This window comes from Zoogloea oleivorans (assembly GCF_008107625.1).
GTDB lineage: Bacteria > Pseudomonadota > Gammaproteobacteria > Burkholderiales > Rhodocyclaceae > Zoogloea > Zoogloea oleivorans.
In genome coordinates this window covers 94307-111946 of sequence record NZ_SDKK01000008.1, presented here as the reverse complement: position 1 = coordinate 111946, position 17640 = coordinate 94307, and the positions used below count along the sequence as shown (strand labels likewise).

Sequence of the window (17640 nt, the reverse complement as noted above, 5' to 3'; positions counted from 1 at the left end):
GCCGCCCGCTCCGGGCTCTTTTATGTACCGGAAACGCTTACAGGAAACGGTCGAGCATCTTCTTGCTGTGGCTGTCCAGCGCGTAGCGGTCGCGGATCAGGAAGTGGATACCGCGGCTGTCGGCAATGAGCAGTGCCGGGGAGGTGAGGCGACGAATGTCTTCTTCGCCCTTGAGCACCATGGTGGTCGGGCCGCGGTCTGTTTCGAGGTCCCAGGTGCTGGGGGTGGCGAAGCTGGAAACACTGTTGATGCGCTGGATCACCGGCATGAATTCCCGGTTGGCCATTTCTTCTTCAAGCAGCTTGCGCGGCTCCGGTGCCAGGTCGGACAGGCGCGCGACCCAGGCCACTTCCGCGCCTTCGGCATTGATCAGTCCGATGTTCTCGGTGGGCGCGGCGATGGGGAAAGCGCGCACCGGCGTGATGGCGTGGCCCTTGCCGTCGGCGTCGGTGAGCAGCAGCTGACCGAAGGCGTTACGTTCCAGATGGATGTTCTGCGTGGACATGGGGTGACCTTCAGACGGGTGCGTGTTCGCGGTGGAACGGGACGCGGGGCTTTTCGGCGGCGATGGCGCCATCGTCGAGCTTGCGGGTCTGGGCTTCGTACAGGCGGAAGTAGGCGCCCTGTTTCTCCATCAGCGCGTCGTGGTTGCCGATTTCGACGATCTGGCCGCGATCCAGTACCACCAGCCGGTCGGCCTTGCGCAGCGTGGACAGGCGGTGGGCGATGGCGATGGTGGTGCGGCCGCGGATCAGGTTTTCGAGGGCGGCCTGGATTTCCATTTCGGTCTCGGTATCCACCGCGGAGGTGGCCTCGTCGAGAATCAGGATGCGCGGGTCGATGAGCAGCGCGCGGGCGATGGAGATGCGCTGGCGCTCGCCGCCCGACAACGCCTGGCCGCGCTCGCCGACCAGCGAGTCGTAGCCCTGCGGCAGGCGCAGGATGAAGTCGTGGGCGTGGGCGGCGCGGGCGGCGGCGATGATTTCGTCGCGGCTGGCGTCCGGCTTGCCGTAGGCGATGTTCTCGGCAATGGTGCCGAAGAACAGGAAGGGTTCCTGCAGCACCAGGCCGATGTTGCGGCGGTATTCCGACACCGGCACCGAGCGGATGTCCATACCCTCGATGCGGATCGAGCCGTCGGTGACGTCGTAGAAGCGGCAGATCAGGTTGACCAGCGTGCTCTTGCCGGAGCCCGAATGGCCGACCAGGCCGATCATCTCGCCGGGAGCGATATTCAGGTCGACACCGCGCAGGATGGTGCGGTTGCCGTAGCGGAAGCCGACCCGCTTGACCTCGATAGCGCCGGTGACCTTGGGCAGGTGCAGCGGGTTGGCCGGTTCGGGCACGCTGGAAACGTGATCGAGAATGTCGAAGATGCGCTTGGCGCCGGCGGCGGCCTTTTGTGTCACCGAGACGATCCGGCTCATGGAGTCGAGACGGGTGTAGAAGCGCGAGATGTAAGCCAGGAAGGCGGCCAGCGTACCGACGGTGACGTCATTCTTGGAGACCAGCCAGATGCCGAAGCCCCACACGATCAACAGGCCGACTTCGGTGAGCATCGTGACCGTCGGCGAGAACACCGACCACACTTTGTTGACGCGATCGTTCACCGCCAGGTTGCGGGCGTTGGCGTCACGGAATCGGGAGACCTCGCGTTTTTCCTGCGCAAAGGCCTTGACCACCCGGATGCCGGGGATGGTGTCGGCGAGCACACTGGTGACTTCCGACCACACCCGGTCTACCTGCTCGAAGCCGTAGCGCAGCTTGTCGCGCACGATGTGGATCAGCCAGGCGATGAAGGGCAGGGGTACCAGGGTGACGAGGGCCAGCCAGGGGTTGATCGATACCAGGATGATCGCCGTCATGGTGATCATCAACACGTCGGTGGCGAAGTCGAGCAGGTTCATCGACAGGAACAAGCAGATCCGGTCGGTTTCTGCGCCGATCCGCGCCATCAGGTCGCCGGTGCGCTTGCCGCCGAAATATTCGAGCGACAGGCCCTGCAGGTGCTCATAGGTGGTGGTGCGCAGGTCGGCGCCGATGCGCTCGCTGACCAGCGCCAGGATGTAAGTCTTGGCCCAGCCAAGGCCCCAGGCGAACAGCGCGGCAAAAAAGAGTCCGCCGAGCATCATCATCACCCGGTGGGTGTCGATGGGCTGGCCGTTCTGGTACGGGATCAGGATCTCGTCCATCAGCGGCATGGTCAGGTAGGGCGGCACCAGCGTGGCGGCGGTGGCCACCAGGGTCAACAGGAAGCCGGCCAGCAACTGGCCCTTGTAGGGCGCGGCAAAGCGCCACAGGCGGAACAGCGTCCAGGTGGACGGCGGCGTGTGGATCTCGCGGGCGCAGGTGGGGCACTCGTCGGTGCCCGGCGGCAGCGGCGCGTCGCAGGTCGGGCAGGTGAGGGGCTCGGGCGGCGTCGGCTCGCGGCCGGCGAGGACGCATTCCATTTGTGCCTGGAAGCGGTCGGACAGATTGCGCGCGGCCGGGTCCTGGGCCAGCGTGAAGCGCCAGCCGCCAAGCCGGGCGTGGGCATCCACCAGTTCCAGGCTGGCCACGCCGGCGTGATCCCGGTGGCGCAGGCTCAAGCCTTCACGGAAGCTCCATGACTGCCAGTTCTCGGTTTGATGATCCCAGGCCAGCAGGCGGCTGTCGGTGAGGGCTACCAGGCCGCTACGAAACTGCAGGGTCTTGTCCAGATCGAGACCGAGGCTGGCCAATACCTTCTCGTCGGCAGCCAGTGCCTTGTCGAGAAGAGGGCGCCAACTGTCCGGAACGGCCGGACCAAGATAGTCGGAGTAGGCGGGCAAAACGGCAGTGTGCGCGGAATTCATCTTGGGGACGCGATAAGGCCACAGAAGACGGCCAGCGTAGGGCAAAATTGCGCCCGAAGTTTACTGACTCGTTACAAGCGCGTATACCCGGCAAGTGGGCAGAAGCGCCGGCATATCGAATATTTTTCGTGCCGGTAATCCTGACCGGCCCTTCCGCGTTAAGCGGAGATTGAAGTTTTGTTTCAGACTGCCGCTACCAAGCCCGTCATTTCAACCGCCTTGCCCATGACCAACAAAACGATCGAATTCCTCAATGTGCTCCACCTGCGGGGACCGAACATCTGGACTTACCGGTCCGTCCTTGAAGCGTGGGTCGATATTCATGACCTGGAAGATTGTCCGTCCAACGTCATTCCCGGGTTCTACGAGCGCCTGACCACCATGCTGCCGACGCTCATCGAGCACCGCTGCAGCATCGGCGAGCGGGGCGGTTTCCTCAAGCGGCTGCGCGACGGCACTTGGCCGGGGCATATCCTCGAACACGTCACCCTTGAGCTGCAGAACCTGGCCGGCATGTCCGGCGGCTTCGGCAAGGCCCGCGAGACGTCGATTCGCGGCATTTACAAGGTGGTCATCCGCGCCTGGCAGAAGGATGTGTCGATGGCTGCGCTGAACATGGGCCATGACCTGCTGATGGCGGCCATTGAAGAGCGGCCCTACGACGTCGATGCCGCCGTGCTCAAGCTGCGCGACCTGGTGGACACCCACCTGCTCGGGCCGAGCACCCGCTGCATCGTCGAAGCGGCCGCCGACAAGCAGCGGCGCATTCCGTACATCCGCCTGCTGGCCGAGGGCAATCTCGTGCAACTGGGCTACGGCGCCCGCCAGCGCCGCATCTGGACCGCCGAGACCGATCGCACCCCGGCCATTGCCGAAAGCATCTCCCGCGAAAAAGACCTCACCAAGACCCTGCTCGAATCCTGCGGCGTGCCGATCCCCGAAGGGCGCATCGTCACCAGCATCGAGGATGCCATCGAAGCCGCCGAGGACATCGGCTACCCGGTGGTCGTCAAGCCGAGCGACGGCAACCACGCCCGCGGCGTGTTCACCAACATCCGTACCGCTGCCGAAGTGGCCGAGCTGTATCCGCTGGCCGACGCCGAAGGCTCGGAAGTGATGGTCGAGCGCTTCATCAAGGGCAGCGAGCACCGCCTGCTGGTGGTGGGCGGCAAGATGGTCGCCGCCAACAAGGGCGATACGGTGTCGGTGGTCGGCGATGGTGTGAATACCATCGATCAGCTCATCGAAACCCAGATCAACTCCGACCCGCGCCGTGGTGTCGAGCATGAGTTTCCGCTCTACCTCATCAAGCTCGACAACTACCCGGCGGCCCAGATGGAAGTGGCGCGCCAAGGGTTCAACGGCAGCTCCGTGCCCGCCGCTGGCCAGGAGGTGATGATTGTCCGCACCAGCAACATGGCCTTCGACGTGACTGACGAAGTGCACCCCGACAACGCCGAGCTGGCCTGTCTGGCCGCGCGCATCGTCGGCCTCGACATCGCCGGCATCGACCTGGTGTGTGAAGACATCTCCAGGCCGCTGGCCGAGCAGCGTGGTGCCATCGTCGAAGTCAACGCCGGCCCGGGCCTGCTGATGCACATCAAGCCGGCCGTCGGGCAGCCGCGCCCGGTGGGCGAGGCCATTGTCGATCACCTGTTCGCCAAGGACGAGGACTCTCGCATTCCGGTGGTCGGCGTGACCGGCAGCCGCGGCAAGACCCCGGTGGCGCGGCTCATCGCCCACCTGCTGCGCCTGTCCGGCCAATACACCGGTCTGGCCTGCAGCGAGGGCGTGTTCCTCGATGGTCGTCAGGTGGAAACCGCCGAAGGCACTAACTGGGATGCCGCCGAGCGCGTGCTGATGAACCGTTCGGTCGAAGCCGCCGTGTTCGAAAACAGTCATCGCAGCATCCTCGCCGACGGCACGGTGTACGACCGCTGCCAGGTGGGCGTGGTCACCAACATCGATCCGGAACTGCATTACGGCGAGTTCTACATCGACACGCCGGAAAAGGTCTGGAACACCTTCCGCACCCAGATCGACCTCGTGCTCTCCAACGGCGCGGCGATCCTCAATGCCGAAGATCCGGCTGTGGTCGAGCTGGCCGAGTTGTCCGACGGCGAGGTGATTTTCTACGCGGTGGACAGCGCTGCCGAAGCCGTTGCCACCGCCCGCAGCGAAGGCCGGCGCACGGTGTACGTGAAGGATGGCGCCATCGTGCTGGCGACCGGTGAGACAGAAGATCCGGTGGCCCGTCTGGCCAAGATTGCCATGCTGGCGGGTGGCAAGGGCGAACAGCCGGGTGTGCTTTCCAACCTGCTGGCCGCTGTTGCCGCCGCGTGGGCGCTGGGTGTCTCGCCGGCGATGATCCGGGCCGGCGTCAAACCCTACGATCCGACCGCTCCGCTTCGCAACGAATAATCCAAGATACTGGCCGGCCACCACGAGGTGGCCGCCGAGAATAACGACAAGGACTGTTATCCATGGAAGTTTCACGCATCCGGGCTCTGCGCGGCCCCAATCTGTGGAGCCGGCACACCGCGATCGAAGCCATCGTTTCCTGTTCCGAAACCGAGTGCAACATCGACTCGATCCCGGGCTACGAGGAGCGTCTGCGCAACCTGTTTCCCGAGATGGGCTTCCTGGAGGCCGACGGCCACCTGGGCTCGATCTCGGTAGCCCATGCCCTCGAACTCGCGGCCCTCGGCCTGCAGGCCTGCGCCGGTTGTCCGGTGACCTTCAGCCGCACCTCCAACACCCTCGAAAAGGGCACCTACCAGGTGGTGGTGGAATACACCGAGGAAAAAGTCGGTCGGCTGGCTTTCGACCTGGCTGTGGCGCTGTGTCGTGCCGCCCAAACCGATGGCTCCTTCGACCTGGCCAGCGCCCTGGCGCGCCTGCAGGAACTCGACGAGGACGTGCGTCTCGGCCCCTCCACAGGTTCCATCGTGCAGGCTGCCGTGGCGCGTGGCATTCCCTTCCGCCGCCTGACCGAAGGCAGCCTCGTGCAGTTTGGCTGGGGCAGCAAGCAGCGTCGCATCCAGGCCGCCGAAACCGACCTTACCAGCGCTGTGGCCGAATCCATTGCCCAGGACAAGGAACTCACCAAGACGCTGCTGCGCGCCGCCGGCGTGCCGGTGCCGCTCGGCCGTTCGGTGACCAGCGCCGAAGATGCCTGGCTGGCCGCCAAGGAAATCGGTGGCCTCGTGGTGCTCAAGCCCCGCGACGGCAATCAGGGCAAGGGCGTGGCCGTCAAGCTGCGCACCAAGGAAGAAGTCATGGCGGCCTACAAGGTCGCCTACGAAGTCAGCGATGATGTGCTGGTGGAGCGCTACCTGCCCGGGCACGACTACCGTCTGCTGGTCATTGGCGACAAGCTGATCGCTGCAGCGCGCCGCGAGCCGCCGCTGGTTATCGGCGACGGCAAGCGCACCATCCGCGAACTGGTCGATCACGTGAACAGCGACCCCCGTCGCGGCACCGGTCACGCCACCTCGCTGACCAAGATCCGTTTCGACGAGATTGCGCTTGCGACCCTCGCCAACCAGGGTTTTGAAGCTACCTCGGTGCCGGCGAAGGGCAAGCGCGTAATCCTGCGCAACAATGCCAACCTGTCCACCGGCGGTACCGCTACCGACGTGACCGACGACGTCCATCCCGAGGTGGCCGAGCGGGCCATCGCGGCGGCCAAGAATATCGGTCTGGATATCTGCGGCGTGGATGTGGTGTGCGAGAGCATGCTTGAACCCCTCGAAGCGCAGAGCGGCGGCATCGTGGAAGCCAACGCCGCCCCCGGCCTGCGCATGCACCTGCAGCCGTCCTACGGCAAGGGCCGCCCGGTGGGCGAGGCGATCATCGCCAACATGTACAAGCACGGCGAAAACGGCCGCATTCCGGTGGTTGCCGTGGCCGGCACCAACGGCAAGACGACCACCGTGCGCCTCATCGCCCATCTGCTGGGCGTCAGCGGCAAGCGGGTCGGCATGACCAACTCCGACGGCGTGTACGTGCAGAAGCGCCGCATTGATACCGGCGACTGCAGCGGCCCGCGCAGTGCGCGCAACATCCTGCTGCACCCGGACGTGGACGCGGCGGTGTTCGAAACCGCCCGCGGCGGCGTGCTGCGCGAAGGCCTGGCTTTCGACCGCTGCGACGTGGCGGTGGTGACCAACATCGGCATGGGCGACCACCTGGGGTTGTCGTACATCAGCACCGTGGAAGACCTGGCGGTGGTGAAGCGGGTCATCGTGCAGAACGTGGCCCAGCACGGCACCGCCGTGCTCAACGCTGCCGACCCGATGGTCGTCCGCATGGCCGGCGCCTGCCCGGGTTCGGTGCTGTTCTTTGCCGCCGACCAGTACAACCCGGTTCTCGCCACCCATCGGGTGCAGGGTCACCGGGTGGTTTTTGTGGATGGCGATGCCATCGTGGCGGCCAAGGGGGCGGACGAGTTCCGCGTGCCGCTGGCCGGCATTCCGATCACCCGCAACGGCACGATCTCCTTCCAGATCGAAAATGCCATGGCCTCCATCGCCGCGGCCTGGGCGCTGGGGCTTGCGCCGGAAGTCATCGTCAAGGGTGTGGCCACTTTCGTGAACGATGCGGCCACTGCGCCGGGCCGTTTCAACGTGTTCGACTACAAGGGCGCGACCCTGATTGCCGACTACGGCCACAATCCGGATGCGATCCTGGCGCTGGTGCAGGCTGTCGAGAGCATGCCGGCCAAGCGTCGCTCGGTGGTGATCAGTGGTGCCGGCGACCGGCGCGACGAGGACATCCGCGAGCAAACCCGCATCCTCGGCAGTGTGTTCGATGACGTGGTGCTGTACCAGGACGAATGTCAGCGCGGCCGTTCGGATGGCGAGGTGCTGGCACTTTTGCGTGCCGGTCTGGCCGATGCCACGCGGACGAAGGACGTGTCAGAGATTCGCGGTGAATTTCTGGCCATCGATTCGGCCCTGGCCAAATTGCAGTCCGGCGACCTGTGCCTGATCCTCATCGACCAGGTCGAAGAGGCGCTCGAGCACATCGCCAGGCGGATCGCCGAAGCGACAGCCTGATCGTTGCGCCGGTCGTTTTAACGGAAGCCTTCCGCCAGCTGGTGGAAGGCTTCCGTCATTTCAGAGGCCTGGATTTCGGTCCAGCCGAGTTCGTCGGCGAGGATGCGGGCCACGGCGGGGGCGGCTTCACTGGCGGCCGTGGTATCGACAAAGAGTGCGCGACTGCGCCGGGCCAGCACATCCTCGACACTGCGGGCCTGTTCGAAGCGGGCGGCGTAGCGGACTTCGGCTTCGCTGAGGCTGAGTGCCGGGTGAATTTGCCTGTTGGCGCCAGGTAGCCCTGCGATGCTGTGGCGATCGGTGCCCAATACGTCATTCGACGGGGAATCCGGGCTGGCATGCAGGCGCAGGTTTTCGGTTGCGCTGGCGCGGCGGACCAGTCCGCCGGCGGCCTCGGCCCGGTCGATGATTTCCTGCCCCATGCGCCGGTAGGTAGTCCATTTGCCGCCGGCCACCGAGACCAGCCCGCTTTTGGAAACCTGGATCACGTGTTCCCGCGACAGGCTGGCGGTGGCGCTACCCTGGCCGGACCCGATGAGCGGGCGCAGGCCGGCGAAGGCGCTGCGCACGTCGCTTCGGGTGGGCGGCCGGGTCAGGTAGCGGGAGGCTGTGTCGAGGATGAAGTCGATTTCTGCCGCCAGCGGTCGGGGCTCGAGAGGGGTGTCGTGGCGCGGGGTGTCGGTGGTGCCGAGCAGTACCTTGCCCTGCCACGGGATGATGAACAGCACACGGCCGTCGGCGGTGTGGGGAATCAGCAGGGCGGTGTCACCGGGGAGGAAGTCCCGGTCCACCACCACGTGGGCGCCCTGGCTGGGGGCGAGCTGGCTGGACGTGGTGGGCTCGTCGAGGCGGCGGATGTCGTCGGCCCACACGCCAGCAGCGTTGATAACGACGCGGGCTGCGACGGTGAAGCGCTCGCCGCGTTCCGCATCCCGCGCTTCGACGCCACGCACCTGGCCGTCTTCGCGGCGCAGGCCTTCGACCGGTAGGTAGTTGAGCGCCAGCCCGCCCAGATCCAGCACGGTGCGCATCAACGTGATGGCCAGCCGGGCATCGTCGAAGCGGGCGTCCATGTAGGCGATGCCGCCGACGAGGCCCCACTGCCGGACCGTCGGCAATGCAGCGATTGTCTCTGCCACCGACAGCAGTTTGCTGGCGCCCAGGCTGCGACTGCCGGCCAGCCAGTCGTAGGCGCTCAGGCCGACGTCCAGCATGAGCCTGTCCCACTGGCGATAGACCGGCACGACGAAGCGCTGGGGATGAACCAGGTGGGGGGCGTTGCGGAGCAGGGTGGCGCGCTCGGCCAGGGCTTCGCGGACGAGGCCGATGCGGCCTTGCGCCAGGTAGCGCACGCCGCCGTGGACGAGCTTGGTGGAGCGGGAGCTGGTGCCCTTGGCGAAGTCGTGGGCTTCGAGCAACAGGGTCGAGTGACCACGTGCCGCCGCATCGACGGCGCAGCCGAGGCCGGTGGCGCCGCCGCCGATGACCAGCACATCCCAGCGTGGTGTGGTGCGCAGGCGTGCGAGCAGTTCGGTGCGCGTCATGGCATGGCCCAGCCACGGGCGCGGTCCACCGCCCGGTGCCATTCGGTGAGGCGGGCTGTACGCCAGTCGGCGTTGCGGGTGGGTTCGAAGACGCGTTCGGCCTGCCAGTGGCTGGCCAGCTCGGTCGTATCGCGCCAGACACCCACGGCAAGTCCGGCGAAGAAGGCGGCGCCCAGGGCCGTCGTCTCCGTCTGGCGAGGGCGGATCACCGGCACGCCTAGGAGATCGGCCTGGGTTTGCATCAGCAAGTCGTTGCGGGCCGCGCCGCCGTCCACCCGCAGTTCGCTGAGCAGGCCGGCGCCGTCGCGGTTCATGGCATCCACCAGGTCCACCGTTTGCAGGGCGATGGCGTCGAGGGCTGCGCGGGCGATGTGGGCCTTGGTGACACCGCGGGTCAGCCCGACCAGCGTGCCGCGGGCGTAGCCATCCCAGTAGGGGGCACCGAGGCCGGCGAAAGCGGGCACCAGTACGGCGCCGCCGCTGTCCGGCACCGAGGCGGCAAGGGCTTCGATATCGGCGGCCTTTTCGATAAGCCCGAGCCCGTCGCGCAGCCACTGGACCACCGCACCGCCGATGAAGACACCGCCTTCGAGCATGTAGTCGGTACGCCCCTTCATGCGCCAGCCGAGGGTGGTGAGGAGGCGGTGTTGCGATTCCACCGGCTGCTGGCCGGTATTGAGCATCAGGAAGCAGCCGGTGCCGTAGGTGTTCTTGGCCGAACCGGGCGTCAGGCAGGCCTGGCCGAAGGTGGCCGCCTGCTGGTCGCCGGCCAGCCCGCCGATGGGAATGGCGGCGCCGAACAGGGCTGGGGCGGTGTCGCCGAGCACGCCGCTGGTATCCACCACTGCCGGCAGCAGCGCGCGGGGGGTGCGGAAGAGGGCCAGCAGCTCGTCGTCCCAGCACTGGCGGTGGATGTCGAAGAGCATCGTGCGCGAGGCATTGCCGGGGTCGGTAACGTGGCGGGCGCCGGCGGTGAGCTGCCACACCAGCCAGCTGTCGATGGTGCCGAAGGCCAGTTCGCCGGCTTCGGCCCGGCGGCGGGCGGCGGGCGTGTGATCGAGCAGCCAGGTGATCTTGGTGGCCGAAAAGTAGGCGTCCAGCTCAAGGCCGCTACGGGCGCGGATCAACCCCGCGTGGCCGGCTTCGCGCAGGCGCTCGCAGTCGGGCACGGTGCGGCGATCCTGCCAGACAATGGCCGGGGCCAGCGGGCGGCCAGTGGCGCGTTCCCACAGCACCGTGGTTTCCCGCTGGTTGGCAATGCCGATGGCGGCCACGTCGCGGGCGGCGAGCCCAGCCTGGTGCAGGGCCTGGCGGGCGCAATCGAGCTGGGTCTGCCAGATTTCCAGCGGATCGTGCTCGACCCACCCGGGCTGGGGGTAGAACTGGCGGAATTCCTGCTGGACGCTGGCGAGCGCCCGGCCTTCGGCATCGAAGACGATGGCCCGGCTGCTGCTGGTGCCCTGGTCCAGGGCGAGAAGGCAGGACATGGTGGCGAGGCGTCAAGGAAGGGGACGCCAGACAATTTACTCCCGATTGCCGCTGCCTGACTGCTTCTGTGGGTCGGACTTCAGTCCGACAACACGGGTTCAGACAGGCACTGTCGGACTGAAGTCCGACCCACAGAATGGGCTGCCGTGTGTTTCAGCAGCCGCTTCCTTCGGGCCTGCGGGTGAAGCCGAAACCCCCGCCACCGCCGATGGACGGCTGGATGCAGATCATCAGGGCCAGGGAGCTGGCCGACTTGAGGATGTCCGGCGGGAAGGCGGAGAAAGGAATGGCGCGCTCCACGACCGATTTGACGAAGGCGATTTCCTCCTGCTGGTCGCCGGCCCGGACGACCACGAAGCTCTTCAGGGAGCCATCCGGGTTGAGGCGCACCTGGATGGCAGCGTTGTGCATGCCCCGGGCGCGCGGATCATTCTTCACGAAGGAGGCGCTGCGGTTGAGCTTCTTGACCAGCGAGTCCATGTAGAACTCGAGGCTGAAGGGATCGACCGGCGGGCTGTTGGGGATGCGTTCGATCAAGTCGTCGGGATCGTTGCGGTGGCGGCTGCCGCCTTCGCGCGGGCGCTCGCGGGCAATGTCGCGGGCCATGGCCATGGAGCGTTCAGCCAGGTCGGGCTTGGGCTTGCTCTTGGCTTCGGTCGCCAGTTCATTGAGGAAGCTGTCCATCTCCTCCTTTTGCGCGACGCTCCACTTGGGTGTTGGCTCGGCCGTGCGCACGGCCGGTGCGTTCGACTTGCGGGCGGTGAGAATGCGCGGCTTGGGCTCGGCTTTCTGTGCCTTGACGGGTTTTGCCTTGACAGGCGGGGTGGGCGGCGCAGTGGCGATTTTTGTTGGCGGCTTGACTGGCCGCGGTGCCAGGCGGGCCTCCATGCGTGGCTGGGCGCGACTATCCCCTTCCGGCTTCTGGAGCTGGATCAGAAGGACGAGCGCATGGATGAGCACTGACACCGCGAGCGCCAGGTAGAGCGGTCGCGACGAGGGAGTGTATTGCGGTTGGAACATCGGCCGGATTCTAGACCGGCGGGTGTGACATCGGGACGCTTTTTGTAACCGTTTGAGTGTCGACGTGCGCCTTTCATATAACCCGATCTTGTTACGCGTTGAGTTCTTTTGCAGATTCCGGAATATATAAAGCCGTTTTTATTGGTTTGGTGCACTGCCGGTCCTCCCTAGACTCGGGTCCTGACTCGATTCCAAGGAGAACTCCATGTCCCCGACCCGCTCTGTATTCCGCCCCGCTTTGGCGATTGTGGCGGGCCTGGCTGTTTTGCAGGCCGTTCCGGCGTTCGCCGACACGACGCTCCTCAACGTTTCCTATGACGTTTCGCGGGAGCTCTACAAGGACATCAACCCGGCCTTTGCTGCCCAGTGGCAGCGCACGGCTGGCGAGAAGCTGACCATCAACCAGTCCCACGGTGGCTCCAGCAAGCAGGTTCAGTCGGTTGTGGCGGGCCTCGATGCAGACGTGGTGACCATGAACCAGGCGCCGGATATCGAACTGCTGGCGAAGCAGGGCCTTACCTCGCCGGACTGGCGCAAGGCTTTTCCGCATGCGGCGACGCCCTACACGACGACAACGATCTTCCTTGTCCGCAAGGGCAACCCGAAGGGCATCAAGGACTGGCCGGATCTGGTCCGTCCCGGCCTGCAGGTGATCGTTCCTAATCCGAAGACTTCCGGTAACGGTCGTTACACGTATCTGGCTGCCTGGGGCTACGCGCTGCAAAAGACCGGTACGGATGCCGGCGCCAGGGATTTCGTCACCAAGCTGTTTGCCAACGTGCCGGTGCTCGACGGTGGCGGTCGCGGTGCGACGACCACCTTCACCCAGCGCGACATCGGCGATGTACTGATCACCTTTGAAAACGAAGCCGTGCTGATCGACCAGGAAGTCGGTGGCGACAAGTTCGACGTGGTTTATCCGTCCCTGTCCATCGAGGCGGCGGCCCCCGTGGCGGTGGTGAACAAGGTGGTCAACAAGCGCGGCACCCGCAAGGTGGCCGAGGCTTACCTGAACTTCCTGTTTGCCCCGGAAGGCCAGGAGATCATCGCCAAGCACCATTTCCGCCCCCGCGATCCGGCGGTGCTGAAGAAGTACGCCAGCCGCTTCCCGACGGTGAAGACTTTCACCGTGGAGCAGAAGCTGGGCGGCTGGGATGCGGTGCAGAAGGTGCATTTTGCCGATGGCGGCGTGTATGACCAGATCGTGGTGAAACGTTGATGGCGGCATCCCGAACCTTCCGCGTGTTGCCGGGCTTTGGTTTGAGCCTGGGCTACACCCTCGCCTGGCTGTCGCTGATCGTGTTGATCCCCCTTGTGGCGGTCTTCGTGAAAGCCGGCTCCCTGGGGCTGGATCACTTCCTGGCGGCGGTGTCGTCGCCACGGGTGATTGCGTCCTACAAACTCACCTTTGGCGCGTCGCTGATTGCCGCGCTGATCAACACCTTCTTCGGCCTGATGCTGGCCTGGGCGCTGGTGCGCTATTCCTTCCCCGGCAAGCGCCTGGTGGATGCACTGGTGGATTTGCCCTTCGCGCTGCCGACGGCGGTGGCGGGTATTGCACTGACGGCGCTTTACGCCAAGAACGGCTGGGTCGGCAAGCTGCTCGAGCCGCTGGGCATCCAGGTGGCGTTTACGCCGCTGGGGGTGCTGGTGGCGCTGGTCTTCATCGGCTTGCCCTTCGTGGTGCGCACGGTGCAGCCGATCCTCGAGGATCTGGACACGGAATACGAAGAGGCGGCAGTGAGCCTCGGTGCCAACCGCTGGCAGGCCTTCCGCTATGTGGTCTTTCCGACCGTGCTGCCGGCGCTGATGACCGGCTTTGCGATGGCCTTTGCCCGCGCGGTAGGGGAATACGGTTCGGTGATCTTCATCGCCGGCAACATCCCGATGGTGTCGGAAATCACCCCGCTGATGATCATCACCAAGCTTGAGCAATACGACTACGCCGGGGCGACCGCCATCGCGGTGGTCATGCTGCTTATCTCGTTCGTGCTGCTGCTGGTCATCAACGGCCTGCAGGCATGGACTGCCAAACGTACCGGGAGGGAACGCTGATGTCCGGCGCAGCTGCTGTATTGCACGGGGTCGGCGATCAGGCCGGCCGCTTTGAATCGAAGGCCGCGACCCGTGAGCCGAAGCTGGTGAAGTGGGCGATTCTCGGCACGTCGCTGACCTTCTTCGCGATCTTTTTGCTGCTGCCGCTGGTGGCGGTGTTCGTGGAGGCGTTTCGCAAGGGCTGGGAGGTGTACATCTCGGCACTGATCGACGCCGATGCGATCTCGGCGATCAAGCTGACCCTGATTGCCGCGGCAATCTCGGTGCCGCTGAACCTGTTCTTTGGCGTTGCGGCTGCGTGGTCCATCACCAAGTTCGAGTTTCGCGGCAAGCATCTGCTGATCACCCTGATCGACCTGCCGTTCTCGGTGTCGCCGGTGGTGTCGGGCCTGATCTACATCCTGGTCTTTGGTGCCCAGGGCTGGTTCGGGCCGTGGCTGGCGGAGCATGACCTGAAGGTGGTCTTTGCGGTGCCGGGCATCGTGCTGGCGACGATCTTCGTGACCTTCCCCTTCGTCGCCCGCGAGCTGATTCCGCTGATGGAAGCCCAGGGCAAGGACGAAGAGGAGGCCGCCGTGGTGCTGGGCGCCAAGGGTTGGCAGACCTTTTGGTACGTGACCCTGCCCAACGTGAAGTGGGGCCTGCTCTACGGGGTGATCCTGTGCAACGCCCGGGCGATGGGCGAGTTTGGCGCGGTGAGCGTGGTGTCGGGCCATATCCGCGGCATGACCAACACCATGCCGCTGCACGTCGAGATTCTTTACAACGAATACCAGTTTGCCGCCGCCTTTGCGGTGGCCTCCCTGCTGGCGCTGCTGGCGCTCGTCACCCTGGTCATCAAGACCTGGGTGGAGCATCAGGCCGGCAAGGCGAACCAGTTATCCGAGGAATAAGATCATGAGCATCCAGGTCAAGAACATCCGCAAGGAATTCGGCAGCTTCACTGCCCTCAAGGACGTGTCCCTCGACTTTCCCACCGGCGAGCTGGTAGCGCTGCTGGGCCCTTCCGGTTGCGGCAAGACGACCCTGCTGCGCATCATCGCCGGGCTGGAGTCGGCCGATAGCGGTCAGGTGCTGCTCGACGGCGCCGACGCCTCCGACACCCATGTGCGGGAACGTCAGGTGGGCTTTGTGTTCCAGCACTACGCCTTGTTCCGTCACATGAGCGTCTTCGATAACGTGGCCTTCGGGATGCGCATGAAGCCGCGCCGCGAGCGTCCGTCGGAGAGCGCCATCAAGGCCAAGGTGACCGAGCTGCTCAAACTGGTGCAGCTCGACTGGGTGGCCGACCGCTTTCCGTCGCAGCTTTCCGGCGGTCAGCGCCAGCGTATCGCCCTGGCTCGCGCCCTGGCGGTGGAACCGCGCGTGCTGCTGCTCGACGAACCCTTCGGTGCGCTGGACGCCAAGGTGCGCAAGGAGCTGCGCCGCTGGCTGCGCCGGCTGCACGACGAGCTGCACATCACCTCCATCTTTGTGACCCATGACCAGGAAGAAGCCCTGGAAGTGGCCGACCGGGTGGTGTTGATGGACCACGGCAAGGTGGAGCAGGTGGGGACGCCGGAAGAGGTGTATCGCCATCCGGCCTCGCCCTTCGTGTATGGCTTCCTCGGTTCGGTGAATCTGTTCCACGGGCGGGTCGAGGGCGACGCCGTGCATGTGGGCGACGACCTGCTGTTCCGCGACAAGGTGGCTTTTGGCAATGGTGCCGAGGTGTTTGCCTTTGCGCGGCCCCACGAGCTGAACATCGTGATCGATCCGCAGGAAACCAGCGGCGTGGCGGCGAAGATCAGCCGCATCCTGGCCTTTGGCGTGACGGCACGGATCGAGCTGGACGGCCTGAACGGTTCGACAGGGCAGCTTTTCGAGGTCGAAATCACCCGCGACGAAGTGGCCCGGCTGGGGCTGGAGGAAGGGCAGGCGGTGCGTCTGCTACCCTCTCGGCTGAGAGTATTTGAACGAGAGAAGGCCGCGATTGCCGAAGGCAGCGCGCCAAACTGGGTGATCTGATGAATTTCCAGCAACTGCGCATCATTCACGAGACGGTGCGCCGCAGTTTCAACCTGACCGAGGTGGCGAACGCGCTGTTCACCTCCCAGTCGGGGGTTTCCAAGCACATCAAGGATCTGGAGGACGAGCTCGGGCTCGAACTCTTCATCCGCAAGGGCAAGCGCCTGCTCGGCCTGACCGAGCCGGGGCAGGAGCTGGTGCACATCGTGGACCGCATGTTGATGGATGCCCGCAACATCAAGAGCATCGCCGACCAGTTCAGTAACAAGGACCACGGCCAGCTGACCATCGTCACTACCCACACCCAGGCCCGTTACGCGCTGCCGCGGGTGGTGACGCAGTTCAAGCAGGCTTTTCCGAAGGTGCACCTGGTGCTGCATCAGGCCAGCCCGGCGGAGATCGTCACCATGCTGCAGGACGGGCGGGCCGAGATCGGCATCGCCACCGAATCCCTCGCCGGGGTGCCTGACTTCGTGTCATTTCCGTATTACGGCTGGCATCACTCGGTGATCGTGCCGGTGGGGCATCCGCTGGAGTCGGTGGAGCCGCTGACGCTGGAGGCGATCGCCGAACATCCGCTGATCACCTACCACGAGGGCTTCACGGGTCGGGCAAAGATTGACGAGACCTTTGCCAGGGCAGGCCTCGCGCCGGACATCGTCATGTCGGCCCTCGATGCGGACGTGATCAAGGCCTACGTGGAGCTGGGGCTGGGCATCGGCATCGTTGCGTCGATGGCCTATGACCCGAACCGGGATCAGGGCCTGAAAATGCTGGCGAGCAGCCACTTGTTCGAGGAGAACGTGACCCGCATCGCCGTGCGGCGCGGGCACTTTTTGCGCGGTTTTGCCTATTGCTTCATCGAGCTGTGCTCGCCGGAACTCACCGAGGCGGTGGTGCGGTCGGCCCTGCGGCCGGAGAAGGATCTTTACGGAGCCGAGCTTTAAGCGCTGCGCCGGCCTGGCCTGATGTCGTCGAGCTGGCCCAGGGGCAGGTCCTGGCCAGCGGCCTGCAGCGCCAGCAGTATTTCCAGGCCCCGCGGCCACGGGCCGTGGCCGGAGTCCACATTGATGTGGCCGGCGGGGCCGATTTCCTCAAGCTGGCAGCCCCAGCGATCTGCCCAGTAGGCCGCGGATGACAGGCGCACCCACGGGTCGTTGGTGCTGGCGACGACGATGCCCGATACACCAAGGGGCTGGCGGGGAATCCAGCTGGCTACGCTGTCCTGTTCCGGGTGGCTGTTCTCGTTACGCAGGCCGTGGGGCGTAAAGCGTTCCGGATCGGCCGGGGCAACGAGCATCAGCCCGGCTACCCGGCCCGGGCGGTTTGCCGCGGCGACCACCGCGGCCAGGCAACCGAAACTGTGGGCAACAAGCCACACCGGGCCTGGCGAATGGTCAATTGCGTCGCCCACGGCGTTGGCCCAGTGAGCCAGTTGGGGGCGCTCCCAGTCGATGCCGCCTACGCGCCGCGTGCAGGGCAGTTGCGTTTCGAGCCAGCTTTGCCAGTGTTGCGGTTCGCTGCCGTGGAAGCCGGGGACGATGAGGGTGGTGTGCTGCAGAGTCATGGGGCGAGTCTAGGGACGCTGTTCATTCGGTAGAACCAAGAAAATCGTGAAAGCTTATTCTCGGC

13 protein-coding genes are annotated in these 17640 nt (G+C 65.4%); 7 read left to right on the top strand and 6 right to left on the bottom strand.

What is annotated here, in order from left to right; translation table 11 throughout:
- Positions 1–37 precede the first annotated feature (37 nt).
- Positions 38–505 carry a cyanophycin metabolism-associated DUF1854 family protein gene (locus ETQ85_RS10000; protein WP_148578904.1) on the bottom strand — a complete coding sequence of 156 codons (468 nt, stop codon included), beginning with the start codon at positions 503–505 and terminating at the stop codon, positions 38–40.
- A 10-nt stretch (positions 506–515) separates the two neighbouring features.
- A complete protein-coding gene (locus tag ETQ85_RS09995) occupies positions 516–2834 on the bottom strand; it encodes a cyanophycin metabolism-associated ABC transporter (RefSeq protein ID WP_148578903.1) in 2319 nt (772 codons plus the stop codon).
- Between the two features lie 225 nt (positions 2835–3059).
- On the opposite strand from ETQ85_RS09995, the gene ETQ85_RS09990 reads away from it, so the two are divergent.
- Positions 3060–5255 (top strand): cyanophycin synthetase, encoded by a 2196-nt coding sequence (locus tag ETQ85_RS09990; RefSeq protein ID WP_148578902.1) that lies wholly within the window; start codon positions 3060–3062, stop codon positions 5253–5255.
- Between the two features lie 62 nt (positions 5256–5317).
- Complete coding sequence (gene cphA, locus ETQ85_RS09985; protein WP_148578901.1) at positions 5318–7894, top strand: cyanophycin synthetase; 2577 nt, start codon at positions 5318–5320, stop codon at positions 7892–7894.
- A 17-nt stretch (positions 7895–7911) separates the two neighbouring features.
- On the opposite strand, the gene ETQ85_RS09980 is transcribed toward cphA, so the two are convergent.
- The 3 genes from ETQ85_RS09980 to ETQ85_RS09970 all read right to left on the bottom strand — a co-directional run bounded on the left by ETQ85_RS09980 (position 7912) and on the right by ETQ85_RS09970 (position 11946).
- Positions 7912–9438 (bottom strand): glycerol-3-phosphate dehydrogenase/oxidase, encoded by a 1527-nt coding sequence (locus ETQ85_RS09980; protein WP_148578900.1) that lies wholly within the window; start codon positions 9436–9438, stop codon positions 7912–7914.
- On the bottom strand, positions 9435–10925 hold the full coding sequence (glpK, locus tag ETQ85_RS09975; protein ID WP_148578899.1) for a glycerol kinase GlpK: 1491 nt from the start codon (positions 10923–10925) through the stop codon (positions 9435–9437). Before glpK ends, ETQ85_RS09980 begins: the two co-directional genes overlap by 4 nt.
- 154 nt (positions 10926–11079) lie before the next feature.
- Positions 11080–11946, bottom strand: coding sequence for a hypothetical protein (locus ETQ85_RS09970; protein WP_148578898.1), 867 nt, complete (start codon positions 11944–11946; stop codon positions 11080–11082).
- Positions 11947–12151: 205 nt separating this feature from the next.
- On the opposite strand from ETQ85_RS09970, the gene ETQ85_RS09965 reads away from it, so the two are divergent.
- The 5 genes from ETQ85_RS09965 to ETQ85_RS09945 are packed head-to-tail and all read left to right on the top strand — an operon-like array spanning position 12152 to position 16955.
- The gene (locus ETQ85_RS09965; protein WP_148578897.1) at positions 12152–13165 is read left to right on the top strand and encodes a sulfate ABC transporter substrate-binding protein; all 1014 of its coding nucleotides are present in this window, start codon (positions 12152–12154) and stop codon (positions 13163–13165) included.
- Positions 13165–14001: a sulfate ABC transporter permease subunit CysT gene (gene cysT, locus ETQ85_RS09960; protein WP_148578896.1), complete on the top strand. Its 837-nt coding sequence runs from the start codon at positions 13165–13167 to the stop codon at positions 13999–14001. The genes ETQ85_RS09965 and cysT overlap by 1 nt, the downstream gene beginning before the upstream one ends.
- Positions 14001–14894, top strand: a complete 894-nt coding sequence (gene cysW, locus ETQ85_RS09955; RefSeq protein WP_148579022.1) for a sulfate ABC transporter permease subunit CysW — start codon at positions 14001–14003, stop codon at positions 14892–14894. The genes cysT and cysW overlap by 1 nt, the downstream gene beginning before the upstream one ends.
- A 4-nt stretch (positions 14895–14898) precedes the next feature.
- Positions 14899–16008, top strand: a complete 1110-nt coding sequence (locus ETQ85_RS09950; protein WP_148578895.1) for a sulfate/molybdate ABC transporter ATP-binding protein — start codon at positions 14899–14901, stop codon at positions 16006–16008.
- Complete coding sequence (locus ETQ85_RS09945) at positions 16008–16955, top strand: CysB family HTH-type transcriptional regulator (RefSeq protein ID WP_148578894.1); 948 nt, start codon at positions 16008–16010, stop codon at positions 16953–16955. Before ETQ85_RS09950 ends, ETQ85_RS09945 begins: the two co-directional genes overlap by 1 nt.
- Here ETQ85_RS09945 and ETQ85_RS09940 read toward each other — a convergent pair.
- The gene (locus ETQ85_RS09940; RefSeq protein ID WP_246128723.1) at positions 16952–17575 is read right to left on the bottom strand and encodes an RBBP9/YdeN family alpha/beta hydrolase; all 624 of its coding nucleotides are present in this window, start codon (positions 17573–17575) and stop codon (positions 16952–16954) included. The two genes, ETQ85_RS09945 and ETQ85_RS09940, sit on opposite strands and share 4 nt — an antisense overlap.
- Positions 17576–17640 lie beyond the last annotated feature (65 nt).